This window comes from Roseburia sp. AF02-12, from assembly GCF_003461765.1.
Taxonomy (GTDB): Bacteria; Bacillota; Clostridia; order Lachnospirales; family Lachnospiraceae; genus Roseburia_C; species Roseburia_C amylophila.
Map to the genome: position 1 here is coordinate 1756650 of NZ_QTXS01000001.1, position 16895 is coordinate 1773544.

A 16895-nucleotide genomic window follows, 5' to 3' on the forward strand; every position below is an offset into this window, starting at 1 on the left:
TTTTATTAAGAAAAATCAGAATGTACGGATTCCATATGCCATAACAGTTTATTTTAGGTTTTTTAACTTTTTGTTACTTTTGAATAGAATCGTAGTATTTTTTCACGATTTTCTCCGCTGGTTTTGCATATATTTCATAATCTTTTCTCTTTAGGGCAGCATTCTTCGTGTAGAGATGACTGTTCCAGGACCAGAATGCCATGCCCCTCACCCATTCTCTTTTTAAGCAGGCTTCAAACATTGCCTCATACCAGTCTGCCTGTCCCTTAGCATCTGCTTCTCCCTGCACCGTCCAGTCATTTGGCACTTTATTAGAATCCACGATAGACATACATCCTGCCTCTGCAAAGAAAAATGGTTTTTGAAATTTCTTTACCACCGCTTCAATCCGGTCAAGCTGGTTCTCCCAGTCCTCCAACGGATAATAGCCACTGGAAGAAATCACATCTACTGCATCCCACCATTTCACATTATGCTCCTGATATTTATCGGTATTATAGGAAACAAGTCCGTCAAATTCACTCCGGATATCAGCGATCAGCTTCCGCCACTCTGCTTCCCTGCGCTCTGCCATAACCATTTCGCAGCCTGCAATATGCATTTCCACACCCATTTCTTTTGCCAGCCTTGCATAATGAAGCTGAAATTCGGTATAGGATTCAAACCAGTTACACCACTTTGGTTCACAGACTACGTCTTCATCAAAGAAATTGACATGGGCACGCCAGGTTCCATTTTTGCAGTTTACCGTAGGCTTTAATGCCACACGCATACCAAGCTCTTTCGCATAATCAATCATGCCCTTTAATTCATCATCTGACACCGTTGCTTCAGAAGTATAACAAATCTCTTCCGACTGTGCCGTGTCCTGCAATCCGTTGGGTGCTAAAATAACAAAATTGCTGTTGGTATTTTCTTTCATTTTCTTTAAGCTGTCAAAAGCACTCTTCTCCTGATAGCTCCCTTTTCTTGCAAATGGTGCATATGTCATGCCGCAGATATATTCCATGGTAAGTATTTCCTTTCTCCTCTTTCAATGACTTTTTATGATGGGAACTATAGCATTCGCCCTGGAATCTTGCTATAATGATTTATTATAAAAATAGTAAAAATCTCTTATGGCAGGAATTCATTTATTTTAAATATATTGGGGGACGACTTTATGAATTCACTTTTTGAATACAGCGACCGGCTGAATGCTCCTTTTGAATGCTTCTTATTTGACACAAGAATCCATTCTTTTCCCATCCGGTCCCACTGGCATTATTTTGTTGAAATTCTGTATATGTTAGAGGGCACCGCCATCATCAACTGTGATGATGATACTTATGTACTAGAAGAAGGTGATATGACGTTATTTCTTCCGCAGGCAATCCATTCTATCTATACTGCCACAGAGCAGCCATTGGTTTATTATGTCATGAAATTTGACTTAAACCAGCTTGCACCATCCGGCAATGCATTAAGTACCACTTTTTCCGGGATTAATTTTGTATCACTTTTTAATCTGGCGAAGGGTGATTCCCATGCTCCGAAATATTTTTCCAAAGCGATGTTAACAGGCTATCCCATTGCCGGAATCTTTTCCTCCTGTGAACACGAAATGCAGCAGCAGGAATACGGTTACCGGATTCTGGTACAGTCCCAGATTAATTCCCTTTTAACCTTTATCCTGCGTATCTGGCGGGCACAGGGTTTTAATACGGATAAAGCTCTGGCTATTCCGCAAAATACAGAAGAAGCGTCCATACACTCCATTACGGAATATATCGACGCTCATGCCCAGGAGCCATTAAAGGTGGAAGACCTTGCCAGAATGTGTAATATGAGTTATTCCTATTTTGCCAAAAGCTTCCGGGAACTCTATGGCCAGTCCTGTAAAAAATATATTGAATTTATCCGCCTTTGCAAGGCTGAGGATTTGCTGCTCTTTACCAATCTTGACTTGAATTATATCAGTCAGGAAACCGGATTTTCCGATTGCAGCCATTTTATTAAGGCTTTCCGAAACAAGCACAAAATGACGCCAAAGCAATACCGGAAGGAGCATTCCTCTTAAAGGTACATTCTTAATGCTGCATTCTTAAAGGTGCATGTAGATATCTGCCTGCTGAATTGCCACATCTGCTCCTGCCATCAGCATGGCAAAGAAGGTTAATGTGATGGTAAGGAATACCGCCTTACCATCATAGACAAATTCCACATTCTTCTTCCGGTTGGCAAGAAGAATTTCTATTCCAAGCAGGATAAAGATACATGGCCAAATATGGAAAATGATTTCATAGGTCAATACCGGCACAAACAGATGCACCAGAAACAGGATTCCAAATAAAACCAGTGCACTGCCTAAGGTAATGCTGCCCACTCTGTGGGTGCGTACTTCTTTCACATTCTCATCCATTTTCCTTATGCCTCCTTTTTCTCTTCTTCCTCAAGGGATTTTTTCTTACCATGAACCAGATAAATTCCTGCTGCTATAATTGCAATTCCTGCCAGCAGTCTTGGAAGCCGGTAACTGATTTCCTGAAGTACCCAGACCGTTTCATCCGGAATTAAATTTGCAATCATCCAATAGAAACTGTTCCAGATTAACATAATACCAAGCAGAATCAGCACGACTGCAATAATGGTATGATAACGCTTTACAAAGGATTTATCTTTCCCGCCTTCTCCACTTAAATGGAATAAATACTCATCCTCCACGGCATAGAATTCTTCATCTGATAAGCCTGCTAAATTGTGTACATGAAAGAAGCTGTAAAACCATGCAATTACTGCAAGCACTGCCAGCGGTCCAAGTTCAAAAATAGATGCTGCTACAATAATGCCAAAGAACATCGACATCAGGCTTAAGCCCATTTTCATAAATCCCATATACATTTCCCCTGCTCCCGGTAAAAGGGAACAGCAAAATCTTAAAAATCCATTTCTCTTTTTCGTCATGTTATCTTTCCTCCTTTAAAAACCATCCATTTGTCGTCTCAGTAATAAAATTGCAAAATGCACTGGACGCATCATTTACACTTTGTAAGAAATTCTGCTCTTCACTACGCTTTTTCGCTTTCTCTTTCTGTTCCTGTAAGTCCTTATTGACCTGCTCTTTTGCTTCTGCTACATAAGTTTCCATGTTTGGTCTGCTCTGCTGCTCCACCGTAGGAACTACAATCAGAAATGCGATTGCCGCTGCCGCCGCTGCCATTACTTTCATGCTATAAGTCAGGAGCTTCCGCTTCGCTGACACTTTTTCTTTGTATACAATAACCTTCTGCTGCTGCTCAATTTTATGTAGAATATTTTCTTCTAAATATTCCGGTGCTTTTATCATCGGTCCTTCTTCTGTTTCCCGAATCAGTGCTTCTAACGCTTCGTCACTTAAATACTCCTGTGTATCTTCTTTTCTCATATCAGCTCCGCTCCTTTCCATATAGTTTTCTAAGCATTGCCCGCGCCCGGTATATCTGTGTCTGCACGGTTTTCAAATTCTTCTGCTTTAACTCTGCTATCTCGCCGGCAGGATGTTCTTCACAGAAGTATAGCTTTGCGATTTCATCATAAGGCGGTTTCAACTGTCCGCATTTTTCCTGCAGTTCTTCTCGGACCACCTCTTCGATGCATTGCTCTTCCGGTCCTCCCGCTCTCGCAGGATGGCTTCCTAAGACTTCGTCTTCGGTGGGAACCATCCTCCTTGCCGCCTGTCTGCTGTAATCAATACATTTATTCGAAGCAATCCTGCAAAGCCAGGCTTTCTCATTCTTACCGTCGAACTCTTCCTTGTGCTGGTAGGCAGATAAAAATGTTTCCTGCGTCAAATCTTCTGCTGCAAAGTAATCTCCGGTCATCTTAACGCAAATAGAAAATACCAGATTCTGATATTTATGAACCATCTGCGTAAATGGTTCCTGACACATTTTTATCCACCTCCTTGTCTTTTAAGAACGTTCTCATACTATATAACGATTATCTTTTTCTATTGTCTTCAATTTTTTCAAAAAATCAATATTTTTTTTAATTTATTCTATCCGGAATCCATTCTATTGACTTTTCTTTTCCGTGAAACTATAATCACTGTGGTTATCATGAATGATAGAGCAATTGCGAAAGAAAACATATATAACATATTTTAGCCGATAAATCTTCTGTTTCTTTTTAAATAGGAAATATTGTAATTCCATCCCCCGCATTTTTCTTTTTGCTATTCCGCCTGTCTTTCCAATGTTTGATAAGACACTTGGGCTGTTCGCCGAAATACGGACGCCTTTTGAAATCTGCCTAGGGGCACTTGGAATTTCGTCTGCAACCGGCAACACTGGCACATGGATGTGCCAGTGAGGTGTATCTGAACATGGATGTGAATATACACCGGTTGCCAGACGAAAGTAGAATCCCATCGAAATTCTTAGTGCCCCTTGCAGATTTCAGGCGGCATCCGTAATCGACGGACAGCACAAGCGTCTTTTATCAAAGCAAACGGAAAGACAGCCGGCAATCAGGAAAAATGCGAAGCAGGAATTACATAATATTTCCTATTAAGAAAAAGAAACAAAAGATTTATTTCTCAAAATATTTTAGAATCTTTTTCTTTCGCGATTGCCAATACATCTAATATACGAGGGATTTAAATGATGGAAAAGAAGAAAAACTCCATTGATATGACTCATGGATCTTTATGGAATAAAATTTTGATTTTTGCTCTGCCGCTGGCTGCCAGCAGTATCTTACAGCAGCTTTTTAACTCTGTCGATACCGCTGTCGTCGGCAACTTTGCCAGCAGCCAGGCTTTAGCTGCCGTGGGAAGCAACAGTTCCCTGATTGCTTTGATGATTAACCTTTTTATCGGTATTTCACTGGGTTCGAATGTTATTATTTCCCGATATATCGGTCAGGGTGTCCATAAGAATATCAAAGCAGCCATTCACACTGCCATTGTTGTGGCTCTGGCTGGCGGCATTTTCCTGCTGGTTTTGGGACAGTTTATTGCAAGACCGGTTCTGGTACTGATGGGAACGCCGGATGATGTCATTGACCTTGCGGTCTTATACCTTCGGATTTACTTCCTTGGTATGCCATTTATTCTGTTATATGACTTCTGCTCCTCGATTCTCCGGAGTACCGGAGACAGCAGACGGCCGCTTTATGCACTGATTGCAGCCGGTGTTATCAATACCGGGCTGAATCTTATTCTGGTCATTGCCTTCCACCTTGGCGTATCCGGTGTTGCTATCGCTACCGTGGTTTCGAATATTGTAAGCTCCGGAATCCTGATTTACATCCTGCTGCATGAGGATGATCCGATTCGTTTAGAGCCAAAGGCACTTGCTATTTCCTGGCATGAATTAAAGAAGATTCTTGTCATCGGTGTTCCTGCCGGATTGCAGGGTATGGTCTTTTCCATTGCCAATGTCTGCATCCAGAGTACCATTAACAGCTTCGGCTCTGATGCTGTCGCCGGTTCTGCCGCAGCGTTAAACTTTGAATATTTTTCCTATTTTGTGGTAAATGCTTTTGCCCAGACTACTGTTACTTTCACCAGCCAGAATTACGGTGCCGGTGAATATGACCGCTGCAAAAAGGTATTCCGCTTAAATATGATATTTTCCCTTATCTTCTGTGGACTCCTTTCCAGCGTCTTCATCTTAGGACGGGGCTTCTTCCTGCACCTTTACAGCAATGACCCGAAGGTACTTACCTTTGCCGTCCAGCGTCTGTTAATAGCAACAACTTTGGAGCTTTTGACTTCTACCTATGAAATCAGTGGAGGTGCCATGCGTGGGCTGGGACATTCCCTGTCGCCTGCACTGATTACCGTTTTCGGTTCCTGCGTCCTGCGGCTCATCTGGGTATCTACCGTCTGCCGGTATTTCCATGAGTTCTGGGTAGTTATGATTATCTATCCGATTTCCTGGGTGCTGACCGGAAGCATGATGCTCCTTGCCTATTACCTGCTGCGCAGGAAGCTGTTCCGAAAAAGCGCACTATAGAAAATCCCGGAAGCAGATGGTTCCTTCTTCCAAAGAATGAATCTTTCTGTTTCCGGGGTATTTTTATGGAGCCAGCTTTAAAGTACTCCTTTTTCTAAATTTTCTTTATAAATGTAATACACGGTCTTTGATTTCCTGAGTTCTTCCCTGATTCCAGAACTGGGTTCCGATATAACCACAGGTACGTCTTGCCACGTTCATCTTATCCTGGTCACGGTTACCACAGCTTGGGCATTCCCACACCAGCTTGCCGTATTTGTCTGTTACAATTTTAATCTCGCCATTGTAACCACATTCCATACAATAATCACTCTTGGTATTCAGTTCTGCATACATAATATGGTCATATATATAACGAATGACAGACAGTACTGCCTCAATATTATCCTGCATATCCGGCACTTCCACATAGCTGATTGCGCCGCCCGGGGAAAGCTCCTGGAACTTTGCTTCAAAACCAAGCTTCTTGAATGCGTCAATGTGCTCTGTTACATGGACATGATAGCTGTTAGTAATATAACTCTTATCCGTAACGCCCGGAATAATTCCGAAACGCTTCTGTAAACATTTTGCAAATTTATAGGTCGTAGACTCAAGCGGTGTCCCATATACACTGAAAGCAATATTTGTCTCTGTCTTCCACTTATCGCAGGCATCATTTAAATGCTGCATCACTGCCAGTGCAAATGGTGTTGCTTCCGGATTAGTATGGGATTTACCAGTCATATAACGGGTACATTCACACAATCCTGCATAGCCTAAAGAAATAGTGGAATAGCCGCCATATAAAAGCTTGTCTATGGTCTCGCCCTTCTTAAGACGGGCCAGTGCACCATACTGCCAGAGAATCGGTGCCACATCAGAAGGCGTTCCCTTCAGACGGTTATGTCTTGCCATCAACGCACGATAGCATAATTCCAGACGCTCATCAAAAATTTCCCAGAAACGGGTCATATCTCCGCCGGAGGAACATGCAATATCCACCAGATTCAGTGTTACGACACCCTGATTGAACCGTCCGTAATATTTCGGCTTTCCTTCTTCATCTTTGTATACACTTAAGAAAGAACGGCAGCCCATACATGGATAGCAGTTGCCCTCTTTCAGCTGTTTCATGATTTTTTCTGAAATATAATCCGGTACCAGACGCTTTGCGGTACATTTTGCAGCCAGCTCTGTCAGATAATAATACTTGGAATCCGGCTCAACATTGTCTTCTTCCAACACGTAAATCAGTTTTGGAAATGCCGGTGTAATGTAGATGCCCTGCTCATTTTTCACACCAAGAATTCTCTGCTTCAAGACTTCTTCAATGATAGCTGCCAGGTCATCCCTTACCTGTCCTTCCGGTACTTCATCAATATACATAAATACGGTTACAAACGGTGCCTGTCCATTGGTTGTCATCAATGTGATCACCTGATACTGAATCATCTGGACACCACGTTTGATTTCATCTTTGACACGAATCTCAGCTACTTTATTAATCTGTTCTTCTATTAATTCCAGTCCTGCCGCTTCAAATTCCGCTGCTACCTGACGACGGAATTTCTGACGGCTCACATTGACAAATGGTGCTAAATGTGCCAGCGAAATACTCTGTCCCCCATACTGGGAACTTGCAATCTGGGCAATGCTCTGGGTTGCAATATTGCAGGCAGTCTCAAAGCTCTTTGGCTTATCAATCATGGTCTCACTGATTACCGTACCATTCTGCAGCATATCCTCCAAATTAACCAGACAGCAGTTATGCATATGCTGTGCAAAATAATCGGAATCGTGGAAATGTATAATTCCCTGCTCATGGGCTTCTACAATATCCTGTGGCAGCAGGAAGCGCTTGGTAATATCCTTGCTGACTTCTCCTGCCATATAATCACGCTGCACACTGCTTACAGTTGGATTTTTGTTGCTGTTTTCCTGCTTTACTTCCTCATTCTTGCAGGCAAGCAGCGTCAGAATCTGGTCGTCGGTAGAATTGGTCTTCCTTACCAGAGCACGTTTATAGCGGTAAGTGATATAATTTCTGGCTACCGTATACGCACGCTGATTCATAATCAGGTTCTCCACCAGATCCTGAATCTCTTCTACGGTTAATGCACGGTTCATGGTATTACATGCCTTCTCCACATTTTCACCAATGGCATTAATCTGTGCCTCTGTCATACGCTCGCTGTCTACCACACTTTCATTGGCTTTACACACAGCCGCTAAAATCTTCTCTTTATCAAATATAACTTCCGTCCCGCTTCTCTTAATGATTTTCATATTCGCACCCCTATTCAAAATAATTCATTTTCAACGCGTATACTATATATTGTATCAGATTAAATTATCTTTTCAAGGTATTGTGCCAAATTGTTTATTCTTTTTCTAATACAAGAGCGGAAAGCGGCTCTACATCGGCCTTTTCGGAAATAATTTTTTTGCCGTCTGCACCTGCCGTTTTGTCATCCACCAGAATTTTCCATTTTCCTTCCGGCAAATTATACAAAATCTCTTCATCATTTCCGTTGAATATTACCAAAATGTTTTCTGGTGTATCATCTGCACCTTTTCCCTTTAAAAGATATGCCACAACATTTTCCGGTGTATCTAATAAGAAGCAGAGATTCTGTGTCATTTCCGCTTCACTCTGCATACGGAATACCGGATGGGCTTTCCGCAGTGCCATCAAGCCCTTATAGTATGCTATCATATCCGGATATTCATGTATATTATCCCACTTGATGCTGTTTACCGCATCCGGCATATTATAGCTGTTTTCTGCAAAACCTTTTTTCTCCGGCAGCGGTTTGCTGCGGAGGAATTCTTCACCTGCCTGGATAAAAGGCACACCCTGGGAAGTAAATACAATGGCTGCGCACAACCGGTTCATGGCTTTCTTCTTTTCTTCCGATGCCTCCGGGCAGGAGACGGATAATTTATCCCACAGGGTATAGTTATCATGACAGGAGACATAATTAATACTCTGTCCCGGCTCTTTCGCCCACGGCTTACTGCCATAGGCATCATAATCTACCTGTGGATGTGCGACTGCTCCTGTAATGCCATAGCGCAATGCATTTTCCAGATGGGTGCCGCCATTAACGAAGCCCAGATGATCATCATAGAATACGCTTCCTTTTATGGTATCACGGATGTCATCATTGAACATGCCGATTCCCGGCATCTTTTTCGCACTGGCTTTAAATGCACGTTTCTCCTCTGCCAGAGAAGATGGGCCACCGTTCCAGCCTTCCCCATAAAGATAAATATCCGGACGGATTTCTTTTAAACGCTCTGCAATAACATTCATTGTATCAATATCCAGAACTCCCATCAAATCAAAGCGGAATCCATCGATATGATATTCCTTTGCCCAGTAAATCAGGGAATCTACGATTAATTTCTGCACCATCGGACGGTCACTGGCCACTTCATTGCCACAGCCGGATCCGTCAGTATATCCGGTCTCATCACTTCTATAATAATAGCCCGGCACAATCTTCTGAAGGTTGGAATCATCCCTTCGATAGGTATGATTAAAGACCACATCCATAATCACTCCGATTCCTCTGCTGTGCAATGCCAGCACCATCTGTTTCATTTCCTGAATCCGCACTGTTCCATCATATGGGCTGACTGCATAAGAACCTTCCGGAACATTATAATTATCCGGATCATATCCCCAGTTATACTGTGCTTTCTGATTTTTCTCATCTACGGTCTCAAAATCAAATGCCGGAAGAATCTGTACATGTGTCACACCAAGGCCACTGATATAATCAAGTGCGGTTGCTTCTCCAAAATGATTTGTAGTATTGGCTTCCGTCAGGCCTAAGAACTTTCCATTATGAAATACGCCGCTGGATTCATCCATCGTAAAATCTCTTACACTGCCTTCATAAATCACTGCATCTACAATCTGCTCCGGATTCCGGTATTCATCCAGTTCAAATCCCTGCGGATTGGTCTTTGCAAGATCAATTACCATTCCACGCTGCCCGTTTACACCCGCTGATCGTGTATATGGATCAACTGCTTCCTGCTCTTCTCCGTGATTTACTACTGTATAGGTATAGTAGATTCCATTGCAATCGCCCTGTTTTTCAAAAACGTAAGTACCGTTTACTGACTTCTTCATAACATGCTGTTCTATGAGATTATCTCCTTCGCCCTGTTTATAAAGGTTCAGCTTCACAGATTCTGCCTCCGGTGCCCAGACCTTAAATCTTGTCATTTTCGGTGAGTATACCGCTCCTAAATCATTTCCTGTGTATACTTCATAATCAAACTTCTGCATATTTTTTCCTTTCCCTTGTTACCTGCGTACGGCTACAGAAAACACGCTTTGCGCATTTCTGCATAACCGAAAAAAGGAAGCTTCCGCCAATGCACGGATGCTTCCTTCTTGCAACTGGCTGTCATTTCAAAGACCCTATAGCTTTGCGTCACAGGCTTTCACCTGTTTTGCTGATACGTAATCTTTATTATAATAGTGGCACAATTATAAGTCAATGACTCCGGTTACTTATTGCTATTCTTATATTTCAGTACAATTCACATATGTGAATTATAAATTTAACTCTTTTTTTATTTCGGCAATTGCTTCTCTTTCATCAAAATGATATTTTACACCTTTGATTTCCTGATAATCTTCATGACCTTTTCCAAGGAGCACTATCATATCACCCTTTTTGGCATTTTCGATACAATATTTGATGGCTGCCTTGCGGTCATCGATTTCGATATATTTTCCGTTGCTCTTTGCAAGGCCAATCTTAATATCGTTGTTGATGTCGCGGATTTCTTCATCTCTTGGATTATCACAGGTCAGCACGCTTAAATCTGCCAGTTCTCCTGTCACTTCTCCCATGTCATAGCGGCGCAGCTTGGAACGGTTTCCACCGCCACCATAGACACAGATTAAACGTTTCGGATGATACTCTTTTAATGTGGTAAGCACGCTTCTTGTGCTGACTTCATTATGGGCATAGTCTATAATTACCGTAAAATCTTTGGAAACCGGAACCAATTCCACACGGCCTCTGACTTTTACTTTATCCAGTCCCCGTAAAATTGCCTCATCGGAAATTCCTGCCAGATGACAGGTCAGCATGGTTACCAGTGAATTGTATACTGAAAAGCTTCCCGGAATATGAACCACTGCATAAACATTCATACAGCCGGTAGTGGTAAAATGCATGCCAATCTGTCCCTCTTCATCCAGATAGCCAACAGCTCCCGCCATCAGGTCTGCGTCTTTCTTACAGGAGAAGGTATGAAGCTTACAGGTATGATTTTTGATTATTCCATCTACGTGCTCATCATCTGCATTTACGATTCCCTCTTTGCACTGACGGAATAAGAGACTCTTGCATTCCTGATATTCTTCAAAGCTAGCATGCTCATTTGGTCCGATATGATCCGGTGATAAGTTGGTAAAGATTCCATAATCAAATACAATTCCTGCCACGCGGTGCATCTTAAGTCCCTGGGAGGATACTTCCATTACTACATATTCACAGCCGGCATCTACCATGGCACGGAACATCTTATGTAATTCATAAGATTCCGGTGTGGTATTCTTTGCCGGAAGCTTTTCCTCCCCAATCAGGGCACCGATGGTTCCAATCAGTCCGACTTTCCTGCCGGCTTCCTCTAAAACGCTCTTTATCATATAAGTAGTAGTGGTCTTTCCTTTGGTTCCGGTCAGTCCAATGGTGGTAAGCTCTCTGTCCGGGTGTCCAAAGAAAGCAGCCGACATAATTGCCAGGGCATAACGGGCATCTTCTACCTGAAGAACCGTACAACTCTCCGGGATATCGACTTCTACTGCATGCTCTACTACAAGGGCGGAAGCACCTTTCTTTACCGCATCTTCAACAAAGTCATGTCCGTCTACAACAACTCCTACCATACAGACAAATACGGTGTCTTTTTCTACTTTTCTCGAATCATAGATAATATCACTGATTTCTTTCTCCATCTCTCCCTGCAGGCAGGTATAGGTCAATTCTTCACATATTTCTGCTAATTTCATACTTCTCTCCTAATGTATTATTCCGCTGTTCCGATAATGTGGCTTGCATCAATTTCCGATTCAAATACCGTATGGGAAGGTCCGGTCATAAACATATGTCCGCTTTCTTCCTCCCACTCAATATAGAGCGGTCCGCCAATCTGCTCTACCGTTACTTTCCGGTCTAAGCGTCCGGTTAATACGCCGGCTACCACTGCAGTACAGCATCCGGTTCCGCATCCGATAGTCTCTCCGGTTCCTCTTTCCCATTCCCGGATTTTCACATAATCCCTGCGCACAAATTCCACAAAAGTTACATTGGTCTTATTGGTAAAAAGCTCTGTCATATGTTCAATGGTTTTTCCGTATTTTTCTACATCAAGGTCTGCCACGCTGTCTACATACATGGCACAATGCGGGTTGCCCCATGATACTGCCGTAATATGGAAGGTCTTATCCAGTACCTGTACCGGCTGCTCTACAAATTCATCCAGCTTTGTGTTGACCGGAATCACTTTTGCAGACATTCTCGGTGCTCCGATATCTGCTCTGATATTGCTTACCAGACCGTCTGTTACAGTCAGGTTCAGATGCTGCATGCCGCCTAAGGTTTCAATTACAAGATCTGTCTTATCCGTCAGTCTGTGATCGTATACATATTTTCCTACGCTGCGCAATGCATTTCCACACATCTCGCCCTCTGTTCCATCCGGGTTAAACATCCGCATCCGGAAATCCCCTTTTTCGGACGGACAAATCAATACCATTCCGTCAGAACCAATGGCAAAATGCCGGTCACTTACGAATCTCGCAAGCTCCGGCAGATTGTCAAGATGCTGATGAATGGCATCGATATATACATAATCGTTTCCAAATGCCTGCATCTTTGTAAATTTCATTTATTTTCTCCTTGCTTTCTCTTTCCTTTATTTTTCTTAAGCATTCATTGCCCGGTCTAAATCTGCAATGATATCATCCACATTTTCAATTCCTACTGACATACGAAGGAAGCAGTCTGTAATACCCAGCTTCTCTTTCACATCAAGTGGTGTATCCTCATGAGTCTGTGTGGTCGGATATGTGATTAGGGTCTCTGTTCCACCAAGACTCTCTGCAAACATAATCATATCTACATTTTTAAGAATCTTCTTAACGGTCTCATAGCTGTCTACGGTAAAGGAAATCATTCCGCCAAATCCTGTGGTCTGACGGCAGGTTACTTCGTAATCCTTATGGTCTTCAAAACCAACATAATATACTTTCTTTACCTTCGGCTGTGTACGAAGCCACTCTGCTACCTTCCTGGCATTCTCATTGTGACGGTCCATACGGACTGCAAGGGTCTTGATTCCCCTTAATACCAGCCAGCTGTCTAACGGTGCCAGCTGGCTTCCATGGGATTTGATATGGATGTGAATCTTATCTGCGATTTCTTTGTTATCTTTTACCACGACGATTCCGGAAATAGTGTCATTGTGTCCCCCCAGATATTTTGTTGAACTGTGAGTTACAATGTCTGCTCCCAACTGCAGCGGTTTCTGGAAATATGGTGTTAAAAATGTATTATCTACCACGGTTAATGCTCCGATGGATTTTGCAATTTCAGAAATGGCATGAATGTCTGCCACCTTCATCATCGGATTGGTCGGTGTCTCAACGAAGAACATTTTTGTATTCGGGCGGATAGCTGCCTTTACTTCGTCTAATTCAGACATATCTACATAAGTATGCTCGATTCCATATTTTCCAAATACATCTCCAATGATACGGAAGGTTCCACCATAAATATCATCGGAAAGAATTACATGCTCGCCCGGATTTAATAAGGAAAATACTGCCATATTCGCAGCCTGTCCGGAAGAAAATGCAAATCCCTGGATACCGCCCTCTAAAATTGCCATGGTACGCTCTAATTCCTGTCTGGTCGGATTCTCAAGACGGCTATAGGCAAATCCTGTTGTCTGTCCTAATTCCGGATGGCGGAAGGTTGCTGCCTGAAAGATTGGCATGCTGACTGCGCCGGTTAATGGTTCCGTTCCTAATGCTCCATGTACTGCCTTGGATTCAAAATGTAAATCCTCTTTTGTACTGTAATCGGTATAGTTGCTGAAGTTTTTCATATTGTTACCGCCTTTCTTCGTCTTAATTACCCACCAGATATTTTCATTTCTAACAGGACAACCGTCTATTGATGCACTTGTCCTTTTTCATATATCAATTATTATACCAACATTTTATTGAAATTGATAGTAAAATAATGCTTTCCTTATTGCAAATCGTGCTTTATACTGTCCATAGATTGATTTTGTATATAGGATGTGATTTTTATGAAAAAATATGAGAAAACCGGATATCTTCATCATGACTTTAAGATATTTCACCTGACTGACCACGAAATGTCTGCCTACGACTTTCATTATCATGATTTTCACAAACTGCTCTTTTTCCTAAGCGGCAATGTCACCTATTGTATTGAAGGAAAATCCTACCAGCTTACCCCGGGGGATCTGGTTCTTGTCCGTGCCGGTGAAGTCCACCGTCCAATCATTCATGACACCACACCCTATGAACGGATGATTATTTATGTTTCCCCGGATTTTACAGTTACATCATCCGATAAGACTATTTTCTTAAACCAGTGCTTTCTTCCGGATGCTGCCATGCCGTCCAATGTCCTGCACTTATCCGGCATGAAGGAACGGCGGCTCTTAGATACCATGACAGAGCTTGTCCACTCTTTTTCCGAAGACAGCTTTGCCAATGAGATTTACCAGAATACGCTTTTCTTAGAATTTATGATTCACTTAAACCGGGCTGCCTTATCCGGCACTCTGCAATATGAAGATTCCTTTCAGGCAAATGAAAAGATTCTGTCGGTTCTTACCTATATGAATGAACATCTGACGGAAGATATTACGGTGGATTCTTTAGCCGAGCACTTTTTTACCAGCCGCTATTATCTGATGCACTCTTTTAAGGAGCAGACCGGGTATACCATCGGAAATTATCTTTCCACAAAGCGGCTTCTCTTTGCCAGGGATTTAATCAGCTCCGGCACTGCGGTAACCGATGCCTGCTTTGCCTGCGGCTTTCACAATTATTCTACTTTTCTTCGTGCCTATAAGAAGCAGTTTGGAAAATCCCCGCGGGAAATGATTTAGGTGCTGCGAAAGAATAACATTTTAGCAGAAATTTCTTTGCTATTTGAAGTAGGTGTATTTATGTGCGTCAAAATACCAGTAGTTCTTAATATTATGTTTTGCTTGTCTGCAAGCAGTCTTTCCGTTGCTTTGACATAAGATAGTGCCACTGTCCGTCGAATACGGATGCCACATAACGCCTGCAAGGGGCACTAGGAATTTCGGATAATTAAGAAGTCCGTCTGGCAACCGGCGCATATTCACATCCATGTTCAGATGCGCCTCGCTGGCACGTCCTGTGCCAGCGTTGCCGGATGCCAGGCGAAATTCCAAGTGCCCCTAACAGCCTTTATCAGGCATCCGCACTTTGACGAACAGTGGCGCTATCTTTGTTAAACATTGGAAAGACTGGTTTTATCGCCAAAAGCAAAACTAATATTTTAGAACTACGGTATTTCGATGCAAAACAAAGATACTTTACATAGCGAAGAAATTATTAGCAAAATGTTATTATCTTTCGCAACTGCCTAAGATATGATTTCATAGAAGGAGACCCGTATGTTTACAAAAGTAAAAGATTTTTTCAAAAAAGAAACCGTCTGCTGCATTGCTTTCCTGCTGGCAGTTGTATCCATGTTTTTTATTCCACCATCCGTAAATTACTTTTCTTATATTGATTTCCGGGTACTGGCTCTTTTATTCTCCCTGATGGCTGTGGTAAGGGGGTTTTCTTCGATTGGCGTTTTTACCCGGCTTGGAACCATGCTCCTTCATAAGGTACATTCCCTGCGGACACTGGCAGCCCTTTTTGTCTTTCTCTGCTTCTTTTTCAGTATGCTGATTACCAACGATGTTGCCCTGATCACTTTTGTGCCTTTTACAATTCTGGTGCTGTCGATGGCTGACCAGCGACAGGCATTGATTCCAGTTATCGTTCTTGAAACCATTGCCGCCAATCTCGGCAGTATGCTGACTCCCCTTGGCAATCCGCAGAATCTCTATCTGTATACAATTTCCGGTCTGTCTCTATGGGATTTTATCCGGATTATGCTGCCTTATTCTGCTGTGTCTGGATTACTGCTTATCCTTTTTCTTCTGGTTCTGCCAAAAGTTTCTTTGCATGCAGACAATTTTTCCGCAGCCCAAACGGAGTCTTCCGCCTGTTCCATTGATAAGCCAGACTCTTCCCGCAGTCACAGGAATCCCCGGATTCTGTTTGCCGCTTATTGCATTCTTTTTCTGATATGCCTTCTGACGGTACTGCACATTCTGCCATTTCAGATAATGCTGCTTATCGTTTTCTTTGGTTTTCTTATTCTTGATTACCATGTGTTAAAAGATGTGGATTATTTTCTGCTGCTTACTTTTTTCTGTTTCTTTCTCTTTATCGGGAATATCAAACGGATTCCTTTTGTTCACGACCTTATTGCCGTGCTTTTAGTTCAGCATGAAGTGTCCATAGGAATTATCAGCAGCCAGATTATCAGCAATGTGCCTGCTGCCATCCTGCTTTCCGGTTTTACCAATAATTATTCCGCACTGCTTATCGGTGTCAACTTAGGTGGTCTTGGCACACTTATTGCTTCACTGGCAAGCCTTATTTCCTTTAAGTTCTATGCCAATACCGATGGCAGTAACAAGAAACGTTATCTTGGTATCTTTACTCTTTATAATGCCATTTTTCTTGTGATTCTCTTCGGACTTTACCGATTCTTTGGTTGACGGAACATTTTTGCCCTTATATAATAGGATTCAGATGTTTTAAGGAAATCA

At 42.4% G+C, this 16895-nt stretch carries 15 protein-coding genes and 1 riboswitch; of the genes, 4 read left to right on the plus strand and 11 right to left on the minus strand.

The window, feature by feature from the left end; genetic code table 11:
- Nucleotides 1–73: 73 nt before the first annotated feature.
- A complete protein-coding gene (locus DV740_RS08585) occupies nucleotides 74–1009 on the minus strand; it encodes a glycoside hydrolase family 113 (protein ID WP_117841594.1) in 936 nt (311 codons plus the stop codon).
- A 153-nt stretch (nucleotides 1010–1162) separates the two neighbouring features.
- Here DV740_RS08585 and DV740_RS08590 point away from each other — a divergent pair, with 153 nt between their 5' ends.
- The gene (locus tag DV740_RS08590) at nucleotides 1163–2059 is read left to right on the plus strand and encodes an AraC family transcriptional regulator (protein ID WP_118087847.1); all 897 of its coding nucleotides are present in this window, start codon (nucleotides 1163–1165) and stop codon (nucleotides 2057–2059) included.
- Nucleotides 2060–2083: 24 nt separating this feature from the next.
- Here the strand turns inward: DV740_RS08590 and DV740_RS08595 are convergent, their stop codons facing one another.
- The 4 genes from DV740_RS08595 to DV740_RS08610 are packed head-to-tail and all read right to left on the minus strand — an operon-like array spanning nucleotide 2084 to nucleotide 3908.
- Nucleotides 2084–2401, minus strand: coding sequence for a LiaF transmembrane domain-containing protein (locus DV740_RS08595; protein WP_117697767.1), 318 nt, complete (start codon nucleotides 2399–2401; stop codon nucleotides 2084–2086).
- Between the two features lie 5 nt (nucleotides 2402–2406).
- Nucleotides 2407–2943 (minus strand): hypothetical protein, encoded by a 537-nt coding sequence (locus DV740_RS08600; protein ID WP_117841592.1) that lies wholly within the window; start codon nucleotides 2941–2943, stop codon nucleotides 2407–2409.
- A gap of 1 nt (nucleotide 2944) precedes the next feature.
- On the minus strand, nucleotides 2945–3403 hold the full coding sequence (locus DV740_RS08605; RefSeq protein WP_117697771.1) for a hypothetical protein: 459 nt from the start codon (nucleotides 3401–3403) through the stop codon (nucleotides 2945–2947).
- 1 nt (nucleotide 3404) lies between these two features.
- A complete protein-coding gene (locus DV740_RS08610) occupies nucleotides 3405–3908 on the minus strand; it encodes an RNA polymerase sigma factor (protein WP_117697773.1) in 504 nt (167 codons plus the stop codon).
- Nucleotides 3909–4619: 711 nt separating this feature from the next.
- Here DV740_RS08610 and DV740_RS08620 point away from each other — a divergent pair.
- Complete coding sequence (locus tag DV740_RS08620; protein WP_242988745.1) at nucleotides 4620–5978, plus strand: MATE family efflux transporter; 1359 nt, start codon at nucleotides 4620–4622, stop codon at nucleotides 5976–5978.
- A gap of 105 nt (nucleotides 5979–6083) precedes the next feature.
- Here the strand turns inward: DV740_RS08620 and nrdD are convergent, their stop codons facing one another.
- The 5 genes from nrdD to DV740_RS08645 form a co-directional block, all read right to left on the minus strand.
- Entirely contained in the window at nucleotides 6084–8246 is a 2163-nt protein-coding gene (gene nrdD / locus DV740_RS08625) for an anaerobic ribonucleoside-triphosphate reductase (RefSeq protein WP_117841589.1), read from the minus strand.
- 94 nt (nucleotides 8247–8340) lie between these two features.
- Entirely contained in the window at nucleotides 8341–10263 is a 1923-nt protein-coding gene (gene pulA / locus DV740_RS08630; protein WP_118057043.1) for a type I pullulanase, read from the minus strand.
- 106 nt (nucleotides 10264–10369) lie between these two features.
- A riboswitch (cyclic di-GMP riboswitch) is annotated at nucleotides 10370–10445 on the minus strand.
- A gap of 88 nt (nucleotides 10446–10533) precedes the next feature.
- Entirely contained in the window at nucleotides 10534–12003 is a 1470-nt protein-coding gene (locus DV740_RS08635) for a UDP-N-acetylmuramoyl-L-alanyl-D-glutamate--2,6-diaminopimelate ligase (RefSeq protein WP_118057042.1), read from the minus strand.
- 17 nt (nucleotides 12004–12020) lie between these two features.
- The gene (gene dapF, locus DV740_RS08640; RefSeq protein ID WP_022243023.1) at nucleotides 12021–12881 is read right to left on the minus strand and encodes a diaminopimelate epimerase; all 861 of its coding nucleotides are present in this window, start codon (nucleotides 12879–12881) and stop codon (nucleotides 12021–12023) included.
- A gap of 36 nt (nucleotides 12882–12917) precedes the next feature.
- Nucleotides 12918–14102, minus strand: a complete 1185-nt coding sequence (locus tag DV740_RS08645) for a trans-sulfuration enzyme family protein (protein WP_022243024.1) — start codon at nucleotides 14100–14102, stop codon at nucleotides 12918–12920.
- 207 nt (nucleotides 14103–14309) lie between these two features.
- Between DV740_RS08645 and DV740_RS08650 the strand changes: the two genes are divergently transcribed.
- Nucleotides 14310–15143, plus strand: coding sequence for an AraC family transcriptional regulator (locus DV740_RS08650; protein WP_118057041.1), 834 nt, complete (start codon nucleotides 14310–14312; stop codon nucleotides 15141–15143).
- Nucleotides 15144–15182: 39 nt separating this feature from the next.
- Here the strand turns inward: DV740_RS08650 and DV740_RS14680 are convergent, their stop codons facing one another.
- Nucleotides 15183–15455, minus strand: coding sequence for a hypothetical protein (locus DV740_RS14680; protein ID WP_147340209.1), 273 nt, complete (start codon nucleotides 15453–15455; stop codon nucleotides 15183–15185).
- Nucleotides 15456–15680: 225 nt separating this feature from the next.
- Here DV740_RS14680 and DV740_RS08655 point away from each other — a divergent pair, with 225 nt between their 5' ends.
- Entirely contained in the window at nucleotides 15681–16844 is a 1164-nt protein-coding gene (locus DV740_RS08655) for an SLC13 family permease (RefSeq protein ID WP_118087849.1), read from the plus strand.
- Nucleotides 16845–16895 lie beyond the last annotated feature (51 nt).

Coding starts and splice junctions, on each gene's coding strand:
- DV740_RS08585 (WP_117841594.1), bottom strand. CDS start 1,009: ATGGAATATATCTGCGGCATGACATATGCACCATTTGCAAGAAAAGGG.
- DV740_RS08590 (WP_118087847.1), top strand. CDS start 1,163: ATGAATTCACTTTTTGAATACAGCGACCGGCTGAATGCTCCTTTTGAA.
- DV740_RS08595 (WP_117697767.1), bottom strand. CDS start 2,401: ATGGATGAGAATGTGAAAGAAGTACGCACCCACAGAGTGGGCAGCATT.
- DV740_RS08600 (WP_117841592.1), bottom strand. CDS start 2,943: ATGACGAAAAAGAGAAATGGATTTTTAAGATTTTGCTGTTCCCTTTTA.
- DV740_RS08605 (WP_117697771.1), bottom strand. CDS start 3,403: ATGAGAAAAGAAGATACACAGGAGTATTTAAGTGACGAAGCGTTAGAA.
- DV740_RS08610 (WP_117697773.1), bottom strand. CDS start 3,908: ATGTGTCAGGAACCATTTACGCAGATGGTTCATAAATATCAGAATCTG.
- DV740_RS08620 (WP_242988745.1), top strand. CDS start 4,620: ATGATGGAAAAGAAGAAAAACTCCATTGATATGACTCATGGATCTTTA.
- nrdD (WP_117841589.1), bottom strand. CDS start 8,246: ATGAAAATCATTAAGAGAAGCGGGACGGAAGTTATATTTGATAAAGAG.
- pulA (WP_118057043.1), bottom strand. CDS start 10,263: ATGCAGAAGTTTGATTATGAAGTATACACAGGAAATGATTTAGGAGCG.
- DV740_RS08635 (WP_118057042.1), bottom strand. CDS start 12,003: ATGAAATTAGCAGAAATATGTGAAGAATTGACCTATACCTGCCTGCAG.
- dapF (WP_022243023.1), bottom strand. CDS start 12,881: ATGAAATTTACAAAGATGCAGGCATTTGGAAACGATTATGTATATATC.
- DV740_RS08645 (WP_022243024.1), bottom strand. CDS start 14,102: ATGAAAAACTTCAGCAACTATACCGATTACAGTACAAAAGAGGATTTA.
- DV740_RS08650 (WP_118057041.1), top strand. CDS start 14,310: ATGAAAAAATATGAGAAAACCGGATATCTTCATCATGACTTTAAGATA.
- DV740_RS08655 (WP_118087849.1), top strand. CDS start 15,681: ATGTTTACAAAAGTAAAAGATTTTTTCAAAAAAGAAACCGTCTGCTGC.